Raw genomic sequence first — 14,931 nt, forward strand, 5'->3', positions numbered from 1 at the left:
GTTGCTAAAAGATGTTCTAAAACGCAAATTCGTTTCGGTATCCAGTTTTCAAGGATCAAGTTAAAAAAGTTATTCATTTAAAAATTTATGGTGGAGCCAAGCGGGATCGAACCGCTGACCTCCTGCTTGCAAGGCAGGCGCTCTCCCAGCTGAGCTATGGCCCCATAAAATTACTCTATAATGTTATATGGTGGGCCTTGGTGGACTCGAACCACCGACCTCACCCTTATCAGAGGTGCGCTCTAACCAACTGAGCTAAAAGCCCATATAACATATATAACATTGTGAATCAACCAATGAATTGGTTGTCCGCTTGGCAACGTCCTACTCTCCCAGGACCCTTCGGTCCAAGTACCATCGGCGCTGGAGGGCTTAACGGTCGTGTTCGGGATGGGTACGTGTGGAACCCCTCCGCTATCGCCACCAAACGCATACGAAAGAGACTTGCTCTTTCAAAACTGAACACGAGTGAGTGTTCGAACCCGAAGGTTCTATTGTGGAAGCTAAGCTTCCGATTTGAATGTTCTCATTGCAGAGAACGATTCTCCATAGAAAGGAGGTGATCCAGCCGCACCTTCCGATACGGCTACCTTGTTACGACTTCACCCCAATCATCTACCCCACCTTCGGCGGCTGGCTCCCTTGCGGGTTACCCCACCGACTTCGGGTGTTGTAAACTCTCGTGGTGTGACGGGCGGTGTGTACAAGACCCGGGAACGTATTCACCGCGGCATGCTGATCCGCGATTACTAGCAATTCCGACTTCATGCAGGCGAGTTGCAGCCTGCAATCCGAACTGAGACCGGCTTTGATGGGATTGGCTCCACCTCGCGGCTTCGCTTCCCGTTGTACCGGCCATTGTAGTACGTGTGTAGCCCAGGTCATAAGGGGCATGATGATTTGACGTCATCCCCACCTTCCTCCGGTTTGTCACCGGCAGTCACTCTAGAGTGCCCAGCATTACCTGCTGGCAACTAAAGTTAAGGGTTGCGCTCGTTGCGGGACTTAACCCAACATCTCACGACACGAGCTGACGACAACCATGCACCACCTGTCTCCTCTGTCCCGAAGGCCGCTGCTATCTCTAGCAGATTCAGAGGGATGTCAAGACCTGGTAAGGTTCTTCGCGTTGCTTCGAATTAAACCACATACTCCACTGCTTGTGCGGGTCCCCGTCAATTCCTTTGAGTTTCAGTCTTGCGACCGTACTCCCCAGGCGGAGTGCTTACTGTGTTAACTTCGGCACCAAGGGTATCGAAACCCCTAACACCTAGCACTCATCGTTTACGGCGTGGACTACCAGGGTATCTAATCCTGTTTGCTCCCCACGCTTTCGCGCCTCAGCGTCAGTTACAGCCCAGAAAGTCGCCTTCGCCACTGGTGTTCCTCCACATATCTACGCATTTCACCGCTACACGTGGAATTCCACTTTCCTCTTCTGTACTCAAGCCACCCAGTTTCCAGTGCGACCTCAGGTTGAGCCCAAGGTTTAAACACCAGACTTAAATAGCCGCCTGCGCGCGCTTTACGCCCAATAATTCCGGACAACGCTTGCCCCCTACGTATTACCGCGGCTGCTGGCACGTAGTTAGCCGGGGCTTTCTTCTCAGGTACCGTCACTCCGGTAGCAGTTACTCTACCGGACGTTCTTCCCTGGCAACAGAGCTTTACGATCCGAAAACCTTCATCACTCACGCGGCGTTGCTCCGTCAGGCTTTCGCCCATTGCGGAAGATTCCCTACTGCTGCCTCCCGTAGGAGTCTGGGCCGTGTCTCAGTCCCAGTGTGGCCGTTCACCCTCTCAGGTCGGCTACGCATCGTCGCCTTGGTGGGCCGTTACCCCACCAACTAGCTAATGCGCCGCAGGCCCATCCCTCAGTGACAGATTGCTCCGTCTTTCATTCTTCTCTCAGGAGAAAAAAGAAATTATCCGGTATTAGCTACCGTTTCCGGTAGTTATCCCAGTCTGAAGGGCAGGTTGCCTACGTGTTACTCACCCGTCCGCCGCTAAGTTATTTTGAAAGCAAGCTTTCAAAATAACTCCGCTCGACTTGCATGTATTAGGCACGCCGCCAGCGTTCGTCCTGAGCCAGGATCAAACTCTCCAATTAGTATTGAAAAGAGCGATATGCTCATTTTGAAACATCTGACGAGAAAATTAATTCTCTAATTTTGGATTTCACTTGCGTGATTTCCCACTCACTCGTTGTTCAGTTTTCAAAGATCAATGTCTCTCATTTCGTCGTCGTTGTTTATCAGCGGCGACCTTTATAATATATCACAGTGTTAAGCTGTTTGGCAAGTCTTTTTTTTTGAAAAATCTTTTTTTCAATTTTTCTTGCCTTCCGCTTCCCTTTTACACAAGCAAAAGGAGCGCGAGATATAATTTATCATGAGCACTCCTTTTTAGTCAAGCTATTTTATTAAATAATCTGAAAACTTTATAAAACTGTAGCAATTCTCGTATATCTTCAGTGTTTATACTGAGAAGAACGTCCACCCCATGCATACTTGGAAAGCTCTTTCTGAGGAGCGAAGCGAGCATACATCCGGAATACAGTCTTATATCTATTAGCGATGGCGTGCCTGATATTTTGGTCCAAGCGCTGATCACTCAAATCTAACAGCATCTCATCTAGTTCTTTTCTCAAAACATAATCCAGTTCCTTGCATTCCTTTTCATTAAACAACATTCCCAACATATGCTTGGCCTCCTTCATGAAGTTGCAATTAACACCTTCTCTAAACCCCCAAAACCTTTTTTTGCATAATCAGTAAGTACATCTCATGGAGAAAGCTGCCTTAAGATCCTCTTACACTAGATTAACCGGAGTCCTCTTTTTATAACCATAATTATTAAAAATTCCCTTTATGGTTTCGTCTCGATTATATACTCCTTACCTTTAGGCAATCCTTGGATGAACGCCCTTAATGTTATGCTCTATTCCCGGAAGTTTTATGATAAAAGTGAAAAAGTAATTGTACTTTCAATAATGGCTGCAACAAATAACAGGATTACAGTCCATATGGAAGCCGTAAGTGTTTGACGCATGAATGCAGACCAGTCTGCGCTTTTCTCCTCTTTTCTATCTGTAGATCGAAATAAACTTGAAATCACTTTCCCGCCAAAATGCAGTCCAAAGGCACAAGCGATAATGATTGCCGGAATCTCTATAATCCCGTGTGGCAGCAATCCTTTTACGATTAAATCGAACAAATCCTGCCCTTGCAGTGCGGATAAATGTATCAAGTAGCCAATTACCGCTCCGTTTATAAATAAGAATATAGCTGGCAATATGCCGAACAACGCTCCCAGGAAAATAATAACCACGCCCTTGATGGCGTTATTCAGAAATATAAATACAAAGAAGTTCCATTGCGGATTAGAGGTATCTCTTAAGTTCCCACTGATCTCACTAAGCCCTTCCAATTGCTGAACCAATAGTTTTTCCAGACTACTTGTCGCTACCCAGCCAACAACCGCTCCTATTACGAAGAGCAGACAGGACAGCAGCAAAGCCTTGCGGATCGATTTAATATCTTTAACAAACGTGAAGAACGACAACATAAATACCTCCTGAAATTGTGATCTCTGTTTCTTAGGTCATAACCGTGCGGTACGAGCATACATTTAGAACAAACAAGCATTTCGCATGGGAGAGGAGCGCTGTCATTAATGAATTCTTTTTATGTATTCAGCGGCAAAAAGATCAAAAGGTTCATCTATATCTTCGCCGCTGTGCTTCTTGCTGCTGGAGTTGTCTATGTCGAGAGGGGTAATATCACCGTTTTTTCTGAGGCTGGACCTTCTGCCATTTACAGTGTGCCAACAGAGAAGAAGCTGATTGCCCTAACCTTCGATATTAGCTGGGGGGAAAAGAGACCCGAACCAATTTTGAAGGTACTTGAAGACAAGAAAGTGGACAAAGCCACCTTCTTCCTATCGTCACCATGGAGTAAGACTCACCCGGATATTGTAACAAGCATTAAAAACGCAGGATTCGAAATTGGCAGTCATGGCCATAAACACGTCAATTACAGCACTCTAAGTAACGAAGAGATTCGCACTCAGATCACAACGGCTCACACTGTGCTTACAGAATTAACCGGTAAAGAACCAAATTTAATTCGTATGCCTAATGGTGATTTTGACAAAAGAGTTCTGCAAGTGGCCAATGATCTTGGTTACAAAGTCATCCAGTGGGACACAGACTCTCTAGACTGGAAGAACATAGGTGTAGACAATATCGTGAAGCGTGTAACGACTAAAGCACATCCTGGTGATATCGTTCTACTACATGCCAGTGATTCCTGCAAACAAACTCACGAAGCTCTTCCGCAAATTATCGATGAGCTCCGCAGACAAGGTTATGAATTCGTTACTGTCTCTGAGCTGATCAGCCAAAGCAATGCAGAGGGTAAAGAGGTTCGCGACTCGGCCTCACTAAATAGTGCCTTAGAGGATGCTGCCGGGCTGTAACGCTCCTCCCAATCTTAGGTACCGCAATAGATGTTGGTCTTATCCAAATATTAATGACGCGGGGAAATGAGCTCCGATATGTCGGGTGTGGGGGTATTCAGCTTCGGATAGCTCAGATCCAGACTCTCCAGTGTCTTTACAACGATGGATAAGGCCAAATAGTTGCGGTACCATTGATGATTGGCTGGTATCCAGTACCAGGGTGCTTTATCAATACTTGACTCCTTAAAAACATCTACATATGCCTCTTGGTAATCATCCCAAAATTCCCGCTCCTGTAGATCACTTGCGTCGAATTTCCAGTGTTTTTCGGGATCTTCAAGCCGTTCTTTTATTTTCTTAAGCTGCTTTTCTTTTGAAATATGCAGAAAAAACTTGATAATTGTCGTTCCCTCTTCCACCAGCATCTCCTCAAACTGCCGTATGTAACGAAAGCGGCGCTTCAAGTCATCCTTTTTCAGTCCCCCATGTACCCGCGGTACCAATACATCTTCGTAGTGTGAGCGGTTAAATGCAGAGATGTAGCCTTTAGGGGGTGTCTTTTGATGCACTCTCCATAAGAAATCGTGAGCCTCTTCCTCCAGAGAAGGTTTCTTGAAGCTGGTCACTATAAAGCCTTGTGGATTAATCCCTGAAAAAATATGTTTAACTGTTCCATCTTTACCGCTGGAATCCATCCCTTGCAGAATTACGAGCAGTGAATGCTTTTTCTGTGCAAAAAGAATATCTTGAAGCTCTGCCAACCGTTCCTTTAACTGCTCTGTTTTGGCTTCTGCTTCTTTTTTTGATTTAAAGTTACCTGTATCGTCCGGGTCCAGCTTGTTAAGCTGGATTTCATTTGTGTCTTTTATCATATAACGCTTGATGTCCATATATTCCCCTCCTAAAAGTTTTGTGAGCGTTGCTACGCTTGTATTACTTCGTACAAAACTCACTTCGGAAGCATCTACTTAGTTTTGTGAGCGGTGCTACGCTTGTATTACTTCGTACAAAACTCACTTCGGAAGCATCTACTTAGTTTTGTGAGCGGTGCTACGCTTGTATTACTACGTACAAAACTGCTTCGGAAGCATACGCTTAGTTTTGTGAAGCATATGCATCATTGAAAAACTTCGTACAAAACTCACTTAGGAAGCATCTGCTTAGTTTTGTGAGCGTTGCTACACACAAAGAATCCGCTCTATTGTTCTTTAAGATTAACCTCCTCCAGCGGATTTTAATCGTTAGGATACATTCTAGAGCAAAAAACCCCGTTTTCTGAAGGCCAGAGCACGGGGTTCATGATTTGCTGAATTCGCCCCAGCCTTTATCCGGCTGCCGGCTTGAGAATACGGTGAAGCATCAAAATTTGGAATGCATTACAGGCGATGAGCGGAACAACAATAAACACTGTCGCACTATCAACACCTATACGGAGCACGCCGATAATTTCCACAATTGAAATAGCTGTCATAAAAAAGAGGGTTGGAATCCAAGCTGAGATGTTTGTACTTTTCACTTTGAAATAAGACACAATAATGGCAGCTAACAAAATAAAGATTCCTAATATTAGATCAGACAAGACACTTCTTTCCCCGCCAACGACGGTACGCAAAAAAATCAGTTCAAGCAATGCGAGCACAGAAAGCACCAGTTGTATGTATTTCCAAATTTTTGGCGGGAAAACACCATTGCCCATGTAATTTAAAATTAGATAAGCAAAAAAACCAAGTTGCGCATAAACACTGACAAGCATACCGTAGCCGAATAGTATCAGCGGGTATAAAAAGAAATCAGCGACACTTTTGAAATCAATTCGACCGTTCACGAATTGCAGTGCCAGACCTGCGATTACTGCTCCGCCCGCTCCTATTAGAAGGGTTGTCCAAAATAAATAAAACCATTTTTTTATACTCAGCCACTTCACCTCCCCCTATGTCAGATTTATTTTACCAAGGATACCGACAAAACACCATTACATCAGCAACATAAATGTGTGTTAATGCGGCATAATACAACTGGAGAATCCTAATAAAGGAGGGCAGCGCCAATGAAATGGAGATTTATCGGATCTGTGGGTTTGGCTTTAAGCTTTGTTATGGCCTTAACGGCTTGCGGAAGTGAGCAGAGCAGTTCTTCTTCTGGTCAGGGCAGTTATAAAGAAATGAAGACCATGGTTATTGATATATTAAAAAGTGAAGATGGAAAAAAAGCAGTTGAGGAATCATTATCAAATTCCAGTTCTGGAGGCACCAGCGGAATGAGTATGAAAATGATGCCACTTCAAACAACAGAGGATATAAAAACCGCTGTTAAAGATACCCTCACTGCACCGGAATATCAAAAGGAAATCGAGAAAATTATGACTGATCCCAAGTTCGCAGGCGATTTTGCTAAAGCCATTCAATCACAAAGCAAAGAATTGCACCTGCAACTAATTAAAGATCCCACCTATCAAAAATCCGTCGAGGAAATCATGAAGTCTCCAGAAATGATGACCATGTTTCTTAATCTCACCAAAACACCTGACTACCGAAAGCAATCCATGAAGACCATCCAGGAATCTATGCAGACTCCATTATTCCGGATGGAGGTATTGAATTTACTTAAAAAGGTCGTTCAGGACGAGCTCGAACCGAAGGAACAGAAAAAGGGCGGCGAAAGCGGCGATAAACAGGAAGGCAGCGGCAGCGGTGGTGAAAGTGGCAGCGGTAGCGGCGATGATTCAAGCACATAACCAAAAAGAGGCCTTATCCCACCTAACAAAGTGGGACGGCCTCTTTTTATGCATAATAATTAGTGCTCATATTTCGCAATCAGCTTATCGGCGATATCAGCAAACAACAACGCAGTTGCTGTGTCTTCCTTGTATACGGAAGGTGAGAAATCCGGTTCAGAAATATGGTTGTCCGGTGCGCCCAATGGAACTTGTGCAAGCAGCTCCGTATGGAGTGTCTCCGCAAGCCGAGCGCCTCCGCCTCTGCCAAAAATATAATCTTTTTTACCGCAGTCTTTACACTCATAATAAGCCATGTTCTCAATGACCCCAATAATCTCATGTTCTGTCTGCAGAGCCATAGAGCCCGCTCTAGCCGCCACAAACGCTGCGGTAGCATGAGGGGTAGTAACAATAATCTCTTTGCTGTGAGGAAGCATCTGATGTACGTCAAGCGCCACATCACCTGTACCTGGAGGAAGATCAAGCAGCATATAATCAAGTTCTCCCCAGCCCACATCACCGAAGAATTGGCGCAGCATTTTGCCAAGCATAGGTCCCCGCCAAATTACCGGACTATTCTCACGGATAAAGAAGCCCATAGACATGACCTTCACTCCGAAACGTTCCACAGGAATAATGATTCCCTCTTCTACAACGGGTCCCTCTTCGATTCCCATCATATCAGGGATGCTAAACCCATAAATGTCCGCATCAATCAATCCAACCTTTTTACCTTTTCTAGCCAAAGCTACTGCCAAATTCACAGTAACCGTAGACTTTCCAACACCGCCTTTACCACTGGCAATGGCGATAAAGTTAACACCAGAGTTCTCATTGATTAATTCATGATCGTCAAGGCCTGCTGCATGTCCCTTAAGTTTCCCCGGTTCATCAACCAACGGCTCTTCCCCGGCACTCTCTCCTCGAAGCAGAGCACGTTCATAATCGGTTGCATCACGCAGCCGGATATGCACATTAGTGACTCCACCTGCTTCAAGCAACTCACGAACCCGTTGTTCTAGATCCATGCGACTTTGCTCTTCAGGATCCAGACACACGATTGATAAAGATATACGATCTTCTTTAATCATAATGTCACGGATCAGCTGTAGTTCCACAAGGCTTTTTCCGGTTTCCGGGTCTATTATTGACTGCAGTATTTCCTGGATATGTTCCCTAGTCAGCATGGAAAGCACCTCTGTTTCCCTTCCGGAGGAGAATTCTTCCGGAGTTTTTGTCTATTATAGCATTACCCATCTCCTGATGAGTAGTCCCGGCTACTCGGAAGCATAACGAAGAATGCCACGATATATGCTAGTCGCTACCTTGCGTTGATAAACATCATCTCCGAGTAGAACTGATTCCTGAGGGTGCGACAAAAAACCGACCTCTACAAGGATCGCAGGTATTTTTAATGCTTTTAGTAGATAAACAGTATTTACAGTCTTAGCTACACGATCAGTATTCTCCAGTGTAGTCTTCAGCTCACTCTGTACAAACTCTGCGATAGCTTTATTATCCTTGTGATTGGGATAGTAAAAGGTCTGCGCCCCGCTCCATCGGTTTGAAGGCACGCTGTTCATGTGAACGCTTATAAAAAGATCTGCGCCCTTCTCTTCAATACTTCTTACTCTTTGCTTAAGATCTTCAGTCTTGCGCTTAGAATAGCCCTTAGTGCCCTCCTGAGCCAAATCATAATCCCCTTCACGGGTCATTACAACAATAGCCCCTGCCTGTTGCAGGTAATCACGTAAATAAAGAGAGACTGCAAGATTAATGTCTTTCTCAATTAGCCCTTCCCGGCTAACTGCCCCTCCATCTGCTCCCCCATGTCCAGCGTCGATAGCGATCACTTTACCAGACAAAGGCAGACTCCAATAATTTAACGTTTTGGCAGTAGGCATGTCATACGCTATAATACCGATCATTATAGCCAGCAGTGCCGCGCCCAGCATACATTTTTTGATACTGCTCCATGAGATCCAGACCGAGACTTTACTGTGTTTTCGGCCAGACATAACAAAGACCCCCTCGTCCCGATAGATAATACTCATCTATATGGGACAAGAAGGCCAAATAGTACTAGCTAACGATGATTAAGCTGTTACTTCTTGAGTCATGCCTTCAATTAGAATCTGCGCAACCTCAGGTCGCGTAAATTCAGGAGGCGGACATTGACCCTCCCGAAGCAAAGCCCGTACCTTTGTACCCGACAAAGTCATATGATCATCGCCAGGATGTGGGCAGGTTTTACTGGAAGCCATATTTCCGCATTTTTTACAGAAGAAGCTGTGTTCAAAAAATAATGGAGTAATATCAAGTTCCTCAGCGGTGAAATTCGCGAAAATTTCTTGCGCTTCATAAGTTCCGTAGTAATCACCTACGCCCGCATGGTCACGTCCGACAATAAAATGGGTGCAGCCATAATTTTTGCGAACCATAGCATGAAAAATCGCTTCTCTCGGACCAGCATAACGCATGGCCGCCGGGAAAACACCTAGAAAGGTACGATCCTCAGGATAATAATTCTCCAAAAGCGCCAGGTAGCTCTTCATTCGTACATTTGCCGGTACATCATCAGACTTCGTCTCACCCACTAGCGGGTTTAAGAACAGAGCGTCTACAACCTCCATAGCGCACTTCTGAATATATTCATGTGCACGATGAACAGGGTTACGCGTCTGGAAGCCTACAACTGTTCTCCAGCCCTTGTCTGCAAATATCTTACGTGTAGCTGAAGGGTCAAAATAAAATTCTCCGAACTTTTCTGGCTGTGGTCTATTCAGCACTGTAATTGGTCCTCCTACATAGATAGCCGGGCGGGCCAACAGCTTACTTACTCCTGGATGTTCAGGGTCTGTTGTTTTGAATACATTTTGCGCTTCAAGGTTTTGATCAACCGTATAAATACTCTCAATATCCAATAAACCGTAGATCTCGCCATCCTCTTCACCGATTAGAGATACCTTGTCTCCAATAGCTAAACCAGAGGCCACATCCTCTTCTACAGCAAGTGTTATTGGAATGCTCCACACTGTGCCATCTGCTAAACGCATGTTTTTGACTACGGAGTGATAATCTTGTTCATTCAAAAATCCAGTCAGTGGAGAAAATGCACCTACCGCAATTAGATCCAAATCAGATAAAGTCCAGGTGTTCACGGCAATCGCCTTATAATCACGTGCAAGCTGCAGTAATTCTTCTCTTTCTGTACCCTCTACTACACAGTTAACTAATGTTCCGCCATGCGGACGTATTGAAGTCATTATCGTCTCTCCTTCTGTGTTCTCACGGGGATAGGTCCTACTTGTGTAATCCGCACTCAGTCTTCTCTGATCCAGCCCAACGTCCAGCACGCGGATCTTCACCAGGCATAACCTGACGTGTACATTGCTCACAGCCGATACTTGGATAGTTACGGTCATGTAGAGGGTTATAAATTACATCATTTTCACGAATATAGTTCCATACATCTTCGGTTGTCCAATCCGCAATTGGATTAAACTTAACCAAACCAAATTTATAATCATACTCAACCTTTTTGGCATTAGCACGGGTAGGCGCTTGGTCACGACGAATGCCTGTAATCCAAGCTTCATATTGAGATAGGATGCGAGTCAGCGGCTCTACTTTACGAATCCCACAGCATTGGTTAGGATCTACTGTCCATAACGCATCACCGTGTTGAAGTGCTTGCTCCTGCGGAGTGATTTGTGGAGACACTCGTACGAACTCCAGCCCGTATTTATCTGCCATCAAATCTCTGGTTTCATAGGTTTCCTTAAAATGATAATCTGTATCGAGATAAAAGACGTCTGTAGACGGACTAACTTTGTGAAGCATATCAACTAGCACTACATCTTCGGCACCAAAACTGCAGGCAAAAGTAATGTTAGGAAATGTTTCTACAGCCCAGCGGATAATTTCCTCGGGTGAAGCAGTTTCTAATTCTTCGGCCTTAACTTTGATTAAATCCTCTTTCTCGAGCAGGTTCATTAAGGTATTCCTCCATCCAAAATATTAATCGTATGAATAAATGAGGTAAAAGAAGTAATAAAACCAACTAATTCTATATGAAATAGTATATAACTTTTACTGAGGAAGTCAATGCGTTTCATCCGTTAGAATTAGTAAATAGATGCAAAAAAAGCCCATTTCTTGTGGAAAGGGGCAACAAAAATAAAACCCTTGGCCATATGGCCAAGGGTTGAATTCTGTAGATATTAACGTTTCGAGAACTGAGGCGCACGACGTGCAGCCTTCAAGCCGTATTTCTTACGTTCCTTCATACGTGGGTCACGAGTCAGGAAGCCGGCTTTCTTCAATGCACCGCGATATTCAGGGTCAACTTTAAGCAATGCACGGGAGATACCGTGACGAATTGCTCCAGCTTGACCGGAAATGCCGCCACCATGTGCAAGAACGATTACATCGTAGTTGCCCAGTGTTTCAGTCAGGTTCAAAGGTTGTTTTACGATCATTTTCAGTGTTTCCACACCGAAATATTCGTCCATCTCACGTTTGTTAATGACAATGCGTCCTTCACCCGGTACAAGGCGAACACGTGCTACCGAATGTTTACGACGACCTGTCCCATAGTATTGTACTTGTGCCATGAAACTGTCCTCCTCTATTCTTATCCGCGAAGTTCGTAAACTTCAGGTTTTTGTGCTGCATGTGGATGCTCGGCGCCTGCATATACTTTCAATCTCAGCTTCATGTGGTCCCCTTGACGAGTCTTAGGAATCATACCATGAACCGCGAATTCAATTACGCGTTCTGGTTTAGTATTCAGCAGAGTTTCAGCATTAGTAACTTTCAAACCACCTGGGTGCATCGAGTGACGGTAGTATTTTTTGTTTTGCAATTTCTTACCGGTCAAGTGAATTTTCTCAGCGTTGATAACGATAACGAAATCTCCTGTATCAACGTGTGGAGTGAATTGCGGTTTGTGTTTGCCACGGATCAAAGCAGCGGCTTCGCTGGCCAAACGACCGAGTGTTTTGCCTTCGGCATCAATAATGTGCCAATTGCGTTCAACTTCGTTCGGCTTCGCCATATAGGTGGTACGCATGAATGTTTCCTCCTTGTTCTCGTACGAAAATCTTCTGTTTCGTATATCTTGTTTCTCATTGAATTACGATTATGTGAGTTAAGCAAAGCATTTTTTTGGCATTTTCTCGATCGGGGCTGTGGGATAGCCATCAAGAAAACACAACTTTTATATTACAGTATAAACATAACAAGTGCAAGTGATTTTTAAACATTTAGCCTATTAATCAGGAAGAAATTTATAGAAAAAACTATTCACTTTCAATCTCGTCATATTCAACACTCCACAAAGCTAACCCCATGGCCACAGCTGTTGGACCAGCATGTGATCGATCACATGCTGCCAATATTTCAGCAACCTTATCAGCAGGTATTTTACCTTCCCCCACATGGATCAAAGTCCCCATAATAATGCGAACCATGTGCTGAAGAAATCCACTACCCGTTATATAAGTATGGATAACTCCTTGATCTGATGAAGAGGGTCGGCACATACTGCGGTCTACTTCCATATGAGCTTCAAAGATCGTTCGTACATGAGAAGTCTTCGTAGACCGTCGTGATGCAAACGAAGTGAAGTCATGTGTCCCTATAATTTGCGTTAAGCCTTGCTGCATCGCAGGAATATCCAACTTCACTGGATGGTGAAGCTGCCAGCGCCGCTGAAACGGATCTGGAAACCTGTTGCCATTGATCGTGTATCGGTAAGTTTTACGCTTAGCCCCTCTACGAGAGTGAAACGTTAGCGGAACTTCCCTAGCCTCTGTAACCACGATGTCTTGTGGCAGCCGGGCATTAAGCGCTAGACACCAACGTTCAGTTGGGATTCGAGAGGAGGTTGTAAAGTTAAAAGGCTGGCCATAGGCATGTACTCCGGCATCTGTGCGGCCTGAAGCAGTAATCTTAAGCTTCTCACCTGTCAGATGGAGTATGGCTTGCTCCAGCCGATCCTGAATCGTATTGCCCTGAGGCTGGGTCTGAAAGCCATCATAATTCGTTCCGTCATAATTGACCTTCATCAATAGATTACGCATTCCGTTCTCCTTTTTAAACCGGTCAGCAGAACGTCGATCGAAGCACTGTCTGATCTTCTATTTGAAGAAATGGCTTCGCCGTCCCTAGAAGGACGGCATCCATTTTTCATATATAGAACTACAAGTCCTATAGGATCCTTAATTTCAAAAAAAAGAGCCCCTGCGGGAGCTCCTTCAATTGAACCAAGGTGATTCCCACGGTTATTAGTACAGCAGAGTCTTGCGCCTCTGCAGCACAATAACGCTGATATTTCCCCCATCTTTACTCCAAAGAGGGCTGGATGAAAGGGAAGCATCGGAAATCAATACTTGTGATACTACGCGCGGTCTACCAATTCAAGATAAACCATAGGCGCAGCGTCGCCACGACGAGGTCCTAGTTTAAGGATACGAGTGTATCCACCTGGACGCTCAGTGTAACGAGGAGCGATGTCAGAGAACAATTTTTGAATTGCATCTTGTTCACCATCAACAGTCTCGCGGCGAACAAATGCAGCTACTTGACGACGAGCATGAAGATCACCTTTTTTAGCTTTAGTGATCAGCTTTTCAGCGATAGAACGAACTTCTTTCGCTTTAGCTTCCGTTGTTTGGATGCGCTCGTATAAAAACAGATCCGTTACCATGTCGCGAAATAACGCTTTACGCGCACTGGAATCACGGCCCAATTTTTGGTATGCCATTGTGTTTTCCCTCCTTTACTAAAGCAATCTGCAGCTATTCTTCTGTGCGGAGACCCAAACCAAGTTCCTCAAGCTTTTCCTGAACTTCTTCCAAAGATTTGCGACCAAGGTTACGCACCTTCATCATATCTTCTTCAGTCTTCGTGGTAAGCTCTTGTACGGTATTAATACCAGCACGTTTGAGGCAGTTGTAGGAACGAACAGAAAGATCAAGCTCTTCGATTGTCATCTCAAGTACTTTTTCTTTTTTGTCTTCTTCTTTTTCAACCATAATTTCGGCGTCTTTTGCTTCGTCCGTAAGACCTACGAACAGAACGAGGTGCTCGTTCAAAATTTTGGCTCCGAGGCTTACAGCCTCTTCCGGTCTGATACTTCCATCCGTCCAAATTTCAAGCGTCAATTTGTCATAGTTAGTCACTTGACCAACACGTGTATTGTCTATGCCGTAGTTAACGCGTGAAATTGGAGTGTAGATGGAGTCAACTGGAATAACACCAATTGGCTGATCGTCACGTTTGTTCCGGTCCGCTTGGACATAGCCGCGACCACGGCCTGCAAAAATACGCATATGAAGTCTCGCACCAGGTCCCAGCGTTGCAATGTGAAGATCCGGATTGAGGATCTCAACATCGCTGTCCGCACGGATATCACCTGCGGTAACGATGCCTTCCCCTTCAGCATCAATCTCGAACACTTTTTCCTCGTCTGAATGAATCTTCAGAGACAAGGCTTTAAGGTTCAGAATGATTTCCGTCACATCTTCCATTACGCCTGGAACGGTCGAGAACTCATGCAGAACGCCGTCAATTTGGACCGAAGTCACTGCGGCTCCTGGAAGCGAAGAAAGCAATATCCGGCGAAGCGAGTTCCCCAGAGTCGTGCCATACCCACGTTCCAGCGGTTCAACTACGAATTTCCCATAGGTACCTTCATCATTAGCTTCTACGGTCTCAATCTTCGGCTTTTCGATTTCTATCACGAGTTT

The 14,931-nt window shown here is 44.8% G+C and carries 15 protein-coding genes, 2 tRNA genes and 2 rRNA genes; 2 read left to right on the forward strand and 17 right to left on the reverse strand.

Annotated features, from left to right (window positions below; translation table 11 throughout):
• Positions 1–88: 88 nt before the first annotated feature.
• From NST25_RS27885 to NST25_RS27910, 6 genes are all read right to left on the reverse strand, one after another.
• Positions 89–164 (reverse strand) — tRNA-Ala (locus tag NST25_RS27885).
• Between the two features lie 24 nt (positions 165–188).
• Positions 189–265, reverse strand: a tRNA-Ile gene (locus NST25_RS27890).
• Positions 266–311: 46 nt separating this feature from the next.
• Positions 312–428, reverse strand: a 5S ribosomal RNA gene (gene rrf / locus NST25_RS27895).
• A 124-nt stretch (positions 429–552) separates the two neighbouring features.
• Positions 553–2,110, reverse strand: a 16S ribosomal RNA gene (locus NST25_RS27900).
• 360 nt (positions 2,111–2,470) lie between these two features.
• Complete coding sequence (locus NST25_RS27905) at positions 2,471–2,701, reverse strand: hypothetical protein (RefSeq protein ID WP_036680631.1); 231 nt, start codon at positions 2,699–2,701, stop codon at positions 2,471–2,473.
• 254 nt (positions 2,702–2,955) lie between these two features.
• Positions 2,956–3,567: a stage II sporulation protein M gene (locus NST25_RS27910; protein ID WP_076186601.1), complete on the reverse strand. Its 612-nt coding sequence runs from the start codon at positions 3,565–3,567 to the stop codon at positions 2,956–2,958.
• A gap of 108 nt (positions 3,568–3,675) precedes the next feature.
• On the opposite strand from NST25_RS27910, the gene pdaB reads away from it, so the two are divergent.
• Positions 3,676–4,479, forward strand: coding sequence for a polysaccharide deacetylase family sporulation protein PdaB (pdaB, locus tag NST25_RS27915; protein WP_036680629.1), 804 nt, complete (start codon positions 3,676–3,678; stop codon positions 4,477–4,479).
• A 50-nt stretch (positions 4,480–4,529) separates the two neighbouring features.
• Here pdaB and NST25_RS27920 read toward each other — a convergent pair whose 3' ends face one another.
• Together NST25_RS27920 and NST25_RS27925 are read right to left on the reverse strand one after the other, a co-directional pair.
• A complete protein-coding gene (locus NST25_RS27920; RefSeq protein WP_076186604.1) occupies positions 4,530–5,351 on the reverse strand; it encodes a PPK2 family polyphosphate kinase in 822 nt (273 codons plus the stop codon).
• A gap of 434 nt (positions 5,352–5,785) precedes the next feature.
• Positions 5,786–6,376: a KinB-signaling pathway activation protein gene (locus tag NST25_RS27925; RefSeq protein ID WP_038574906.1), complete on the reverse strand. Its 591-nt coding sequence runs from the start codon at positions 6,374–6,376 to the stop codon at positions 5,786–5,788.
• A gap of 132 nt (positions 6,377–6,508) precedes the next feature.
• Here NST25_RS27925 and gerD point away from each other — a divergent pair, with 132 nt between their 5' ends.
• Positions 6,509–7,195, forward strand: coding sequence for a spore germination lipoprotein GerD (gene gerD / locus NST25_RS27930; RefSeq protein WP_036680627.1), 687 nt, complete (start codon positions 6,509–6,511; stop codon positions 7,193–7,195).
• 59 nt (positions 7,196–7,254) lie between these two features.
• On the opposite strand, the gene NST25_RS27935 is transcribed toward gerD, so the two are convergent.
• The 9 genes from NST25_RS27935 to NST25_RS27975 form a co-directional block, all read right to left on the reverse strand.
• The gene (locus NST25_RS27935) at positions 7,255–8,364 is read right to left on the reverse strand and encodes an Mrp/NBP35 family ATP-binding protein (RefSeq protein ID WP_076186606.1); all 1,110 of its coding nucleotides are present in this window, start codon (positions 8,362–8,364) and stop codon (positions 7,255–7,257) included.
• Between the two features lie 90 nt (positions 8,365–8,454).
• Positions 8,455–9,195: an N-acetylmuramoyl-L-alanine amidase CwlD gene (gene cwlD / locus NST25_RS27940; RefSeq protein ID WP_076186609.1), complete on the reverse strand. Its 741-nt coding sequence runs from the start codon at positions 9,193–9,195 to the stop codon at positions 8,455–8,457.
• Between the two features lie 78 nt (positions 9,196–9,273).
• The gene (gene sat / locus NST25_RS27945) at positions 9,274–10,443 is read right to left on the reverse strand and encodes a sulfate adenylyltransferase (protein WP_076186611.1); all 1,170 of its coding nucleotides are present in this window, start codon (positions 10,441–10,443) and stop codon (positions 9,274–9,276) included.
• A 37-nt stretch (positions 10,444–10,480) separates the two neighbouring features.
• Positions 10,481–11,173, reverse strand: coding sequence for a phosphoadenylyl-sulfate reductase (locus NST25_RS27950; protein ID WP_036680616.1), 693 nt, complete (start codon positions 11,171–11,173; stop codon positions 10,481–10,483).
• A 227-nt stretch (positions 11,174–11,400) separates the two neighbouring features.
• A complete protein-coding gene (rpsI, locus tag NST25_RS27955; RefSeq protein ID WP_025706574.1) occupies positions 11,401–11,793 on the reverse strand; it encodes a 30S ribosomal protein S9 in 393 nt (130 codons plus the stop codon).
• Between the two features lie 20 nt (positions 11,794–11,813).
• Positions 11,814–12,251: a 50S ribosomal protein L13 gene (gene rplM, locus NST25_RS27960; protein ID WP_036680589.1), complete on the reverse strand. Its 438-nt coding sequence runs from the start codon at positions 12,249–12,251 to the stop codon at positions 11,814–11,816.
• A gap of 229 nt (positions 12,252–12,480) precedes the next feature.
• The gene (gene truA, locus NST25_RS27965) at positions 12,481–13,263 is read right to left on the reverse strand and encodes a tRNA pseudouridine(38-40) synthase TruA (RefSeq protein WP_036680587.1); all 783 of its coding nucleotides are present in this window, start codon (positions 13,261–13,263) and stop codon (positions 12,481–12,483) included.
• Between the two features lie 317 nt (positions 13,264–13,580).
• A complete protein-coding gene (rplQ, locus tag NST25_RS27970; RefSeq protein WP_019908254.1) occupies positions 13,581–13,946 on the reverse strand; it encodes a 50S ribosomal protein L17 in 366 nt (121 codons plus the stop codon).
• Positions 13,947–13,980: 34 nt separating this feature from the next.
• Positions 13,981–14,925 (reverse strand): DNA-directed RNA polymerase subunit alpha, encoded by a 945-nt coding sequence (locus NST25_RS27975; RefSeq protein WP_036680585.1) that lies wholly within the window; start codon positions 14,923–14,925, stop codon positions 13,981–13,983.
• Positions 14,926–14,931 lie beyond the last annotated feature (6 nt).

The organism is Paenibacillus sp. FSL E2-0190 (assembly GCF_037992965.1).
GTDB classification, from domain to species: Bacteria; Bacillota; Bacilli; order Paenibacillales; family Paenibacillaceae; genus Paenibacillus_AQ; species Paenibacillus_AQ odorifer.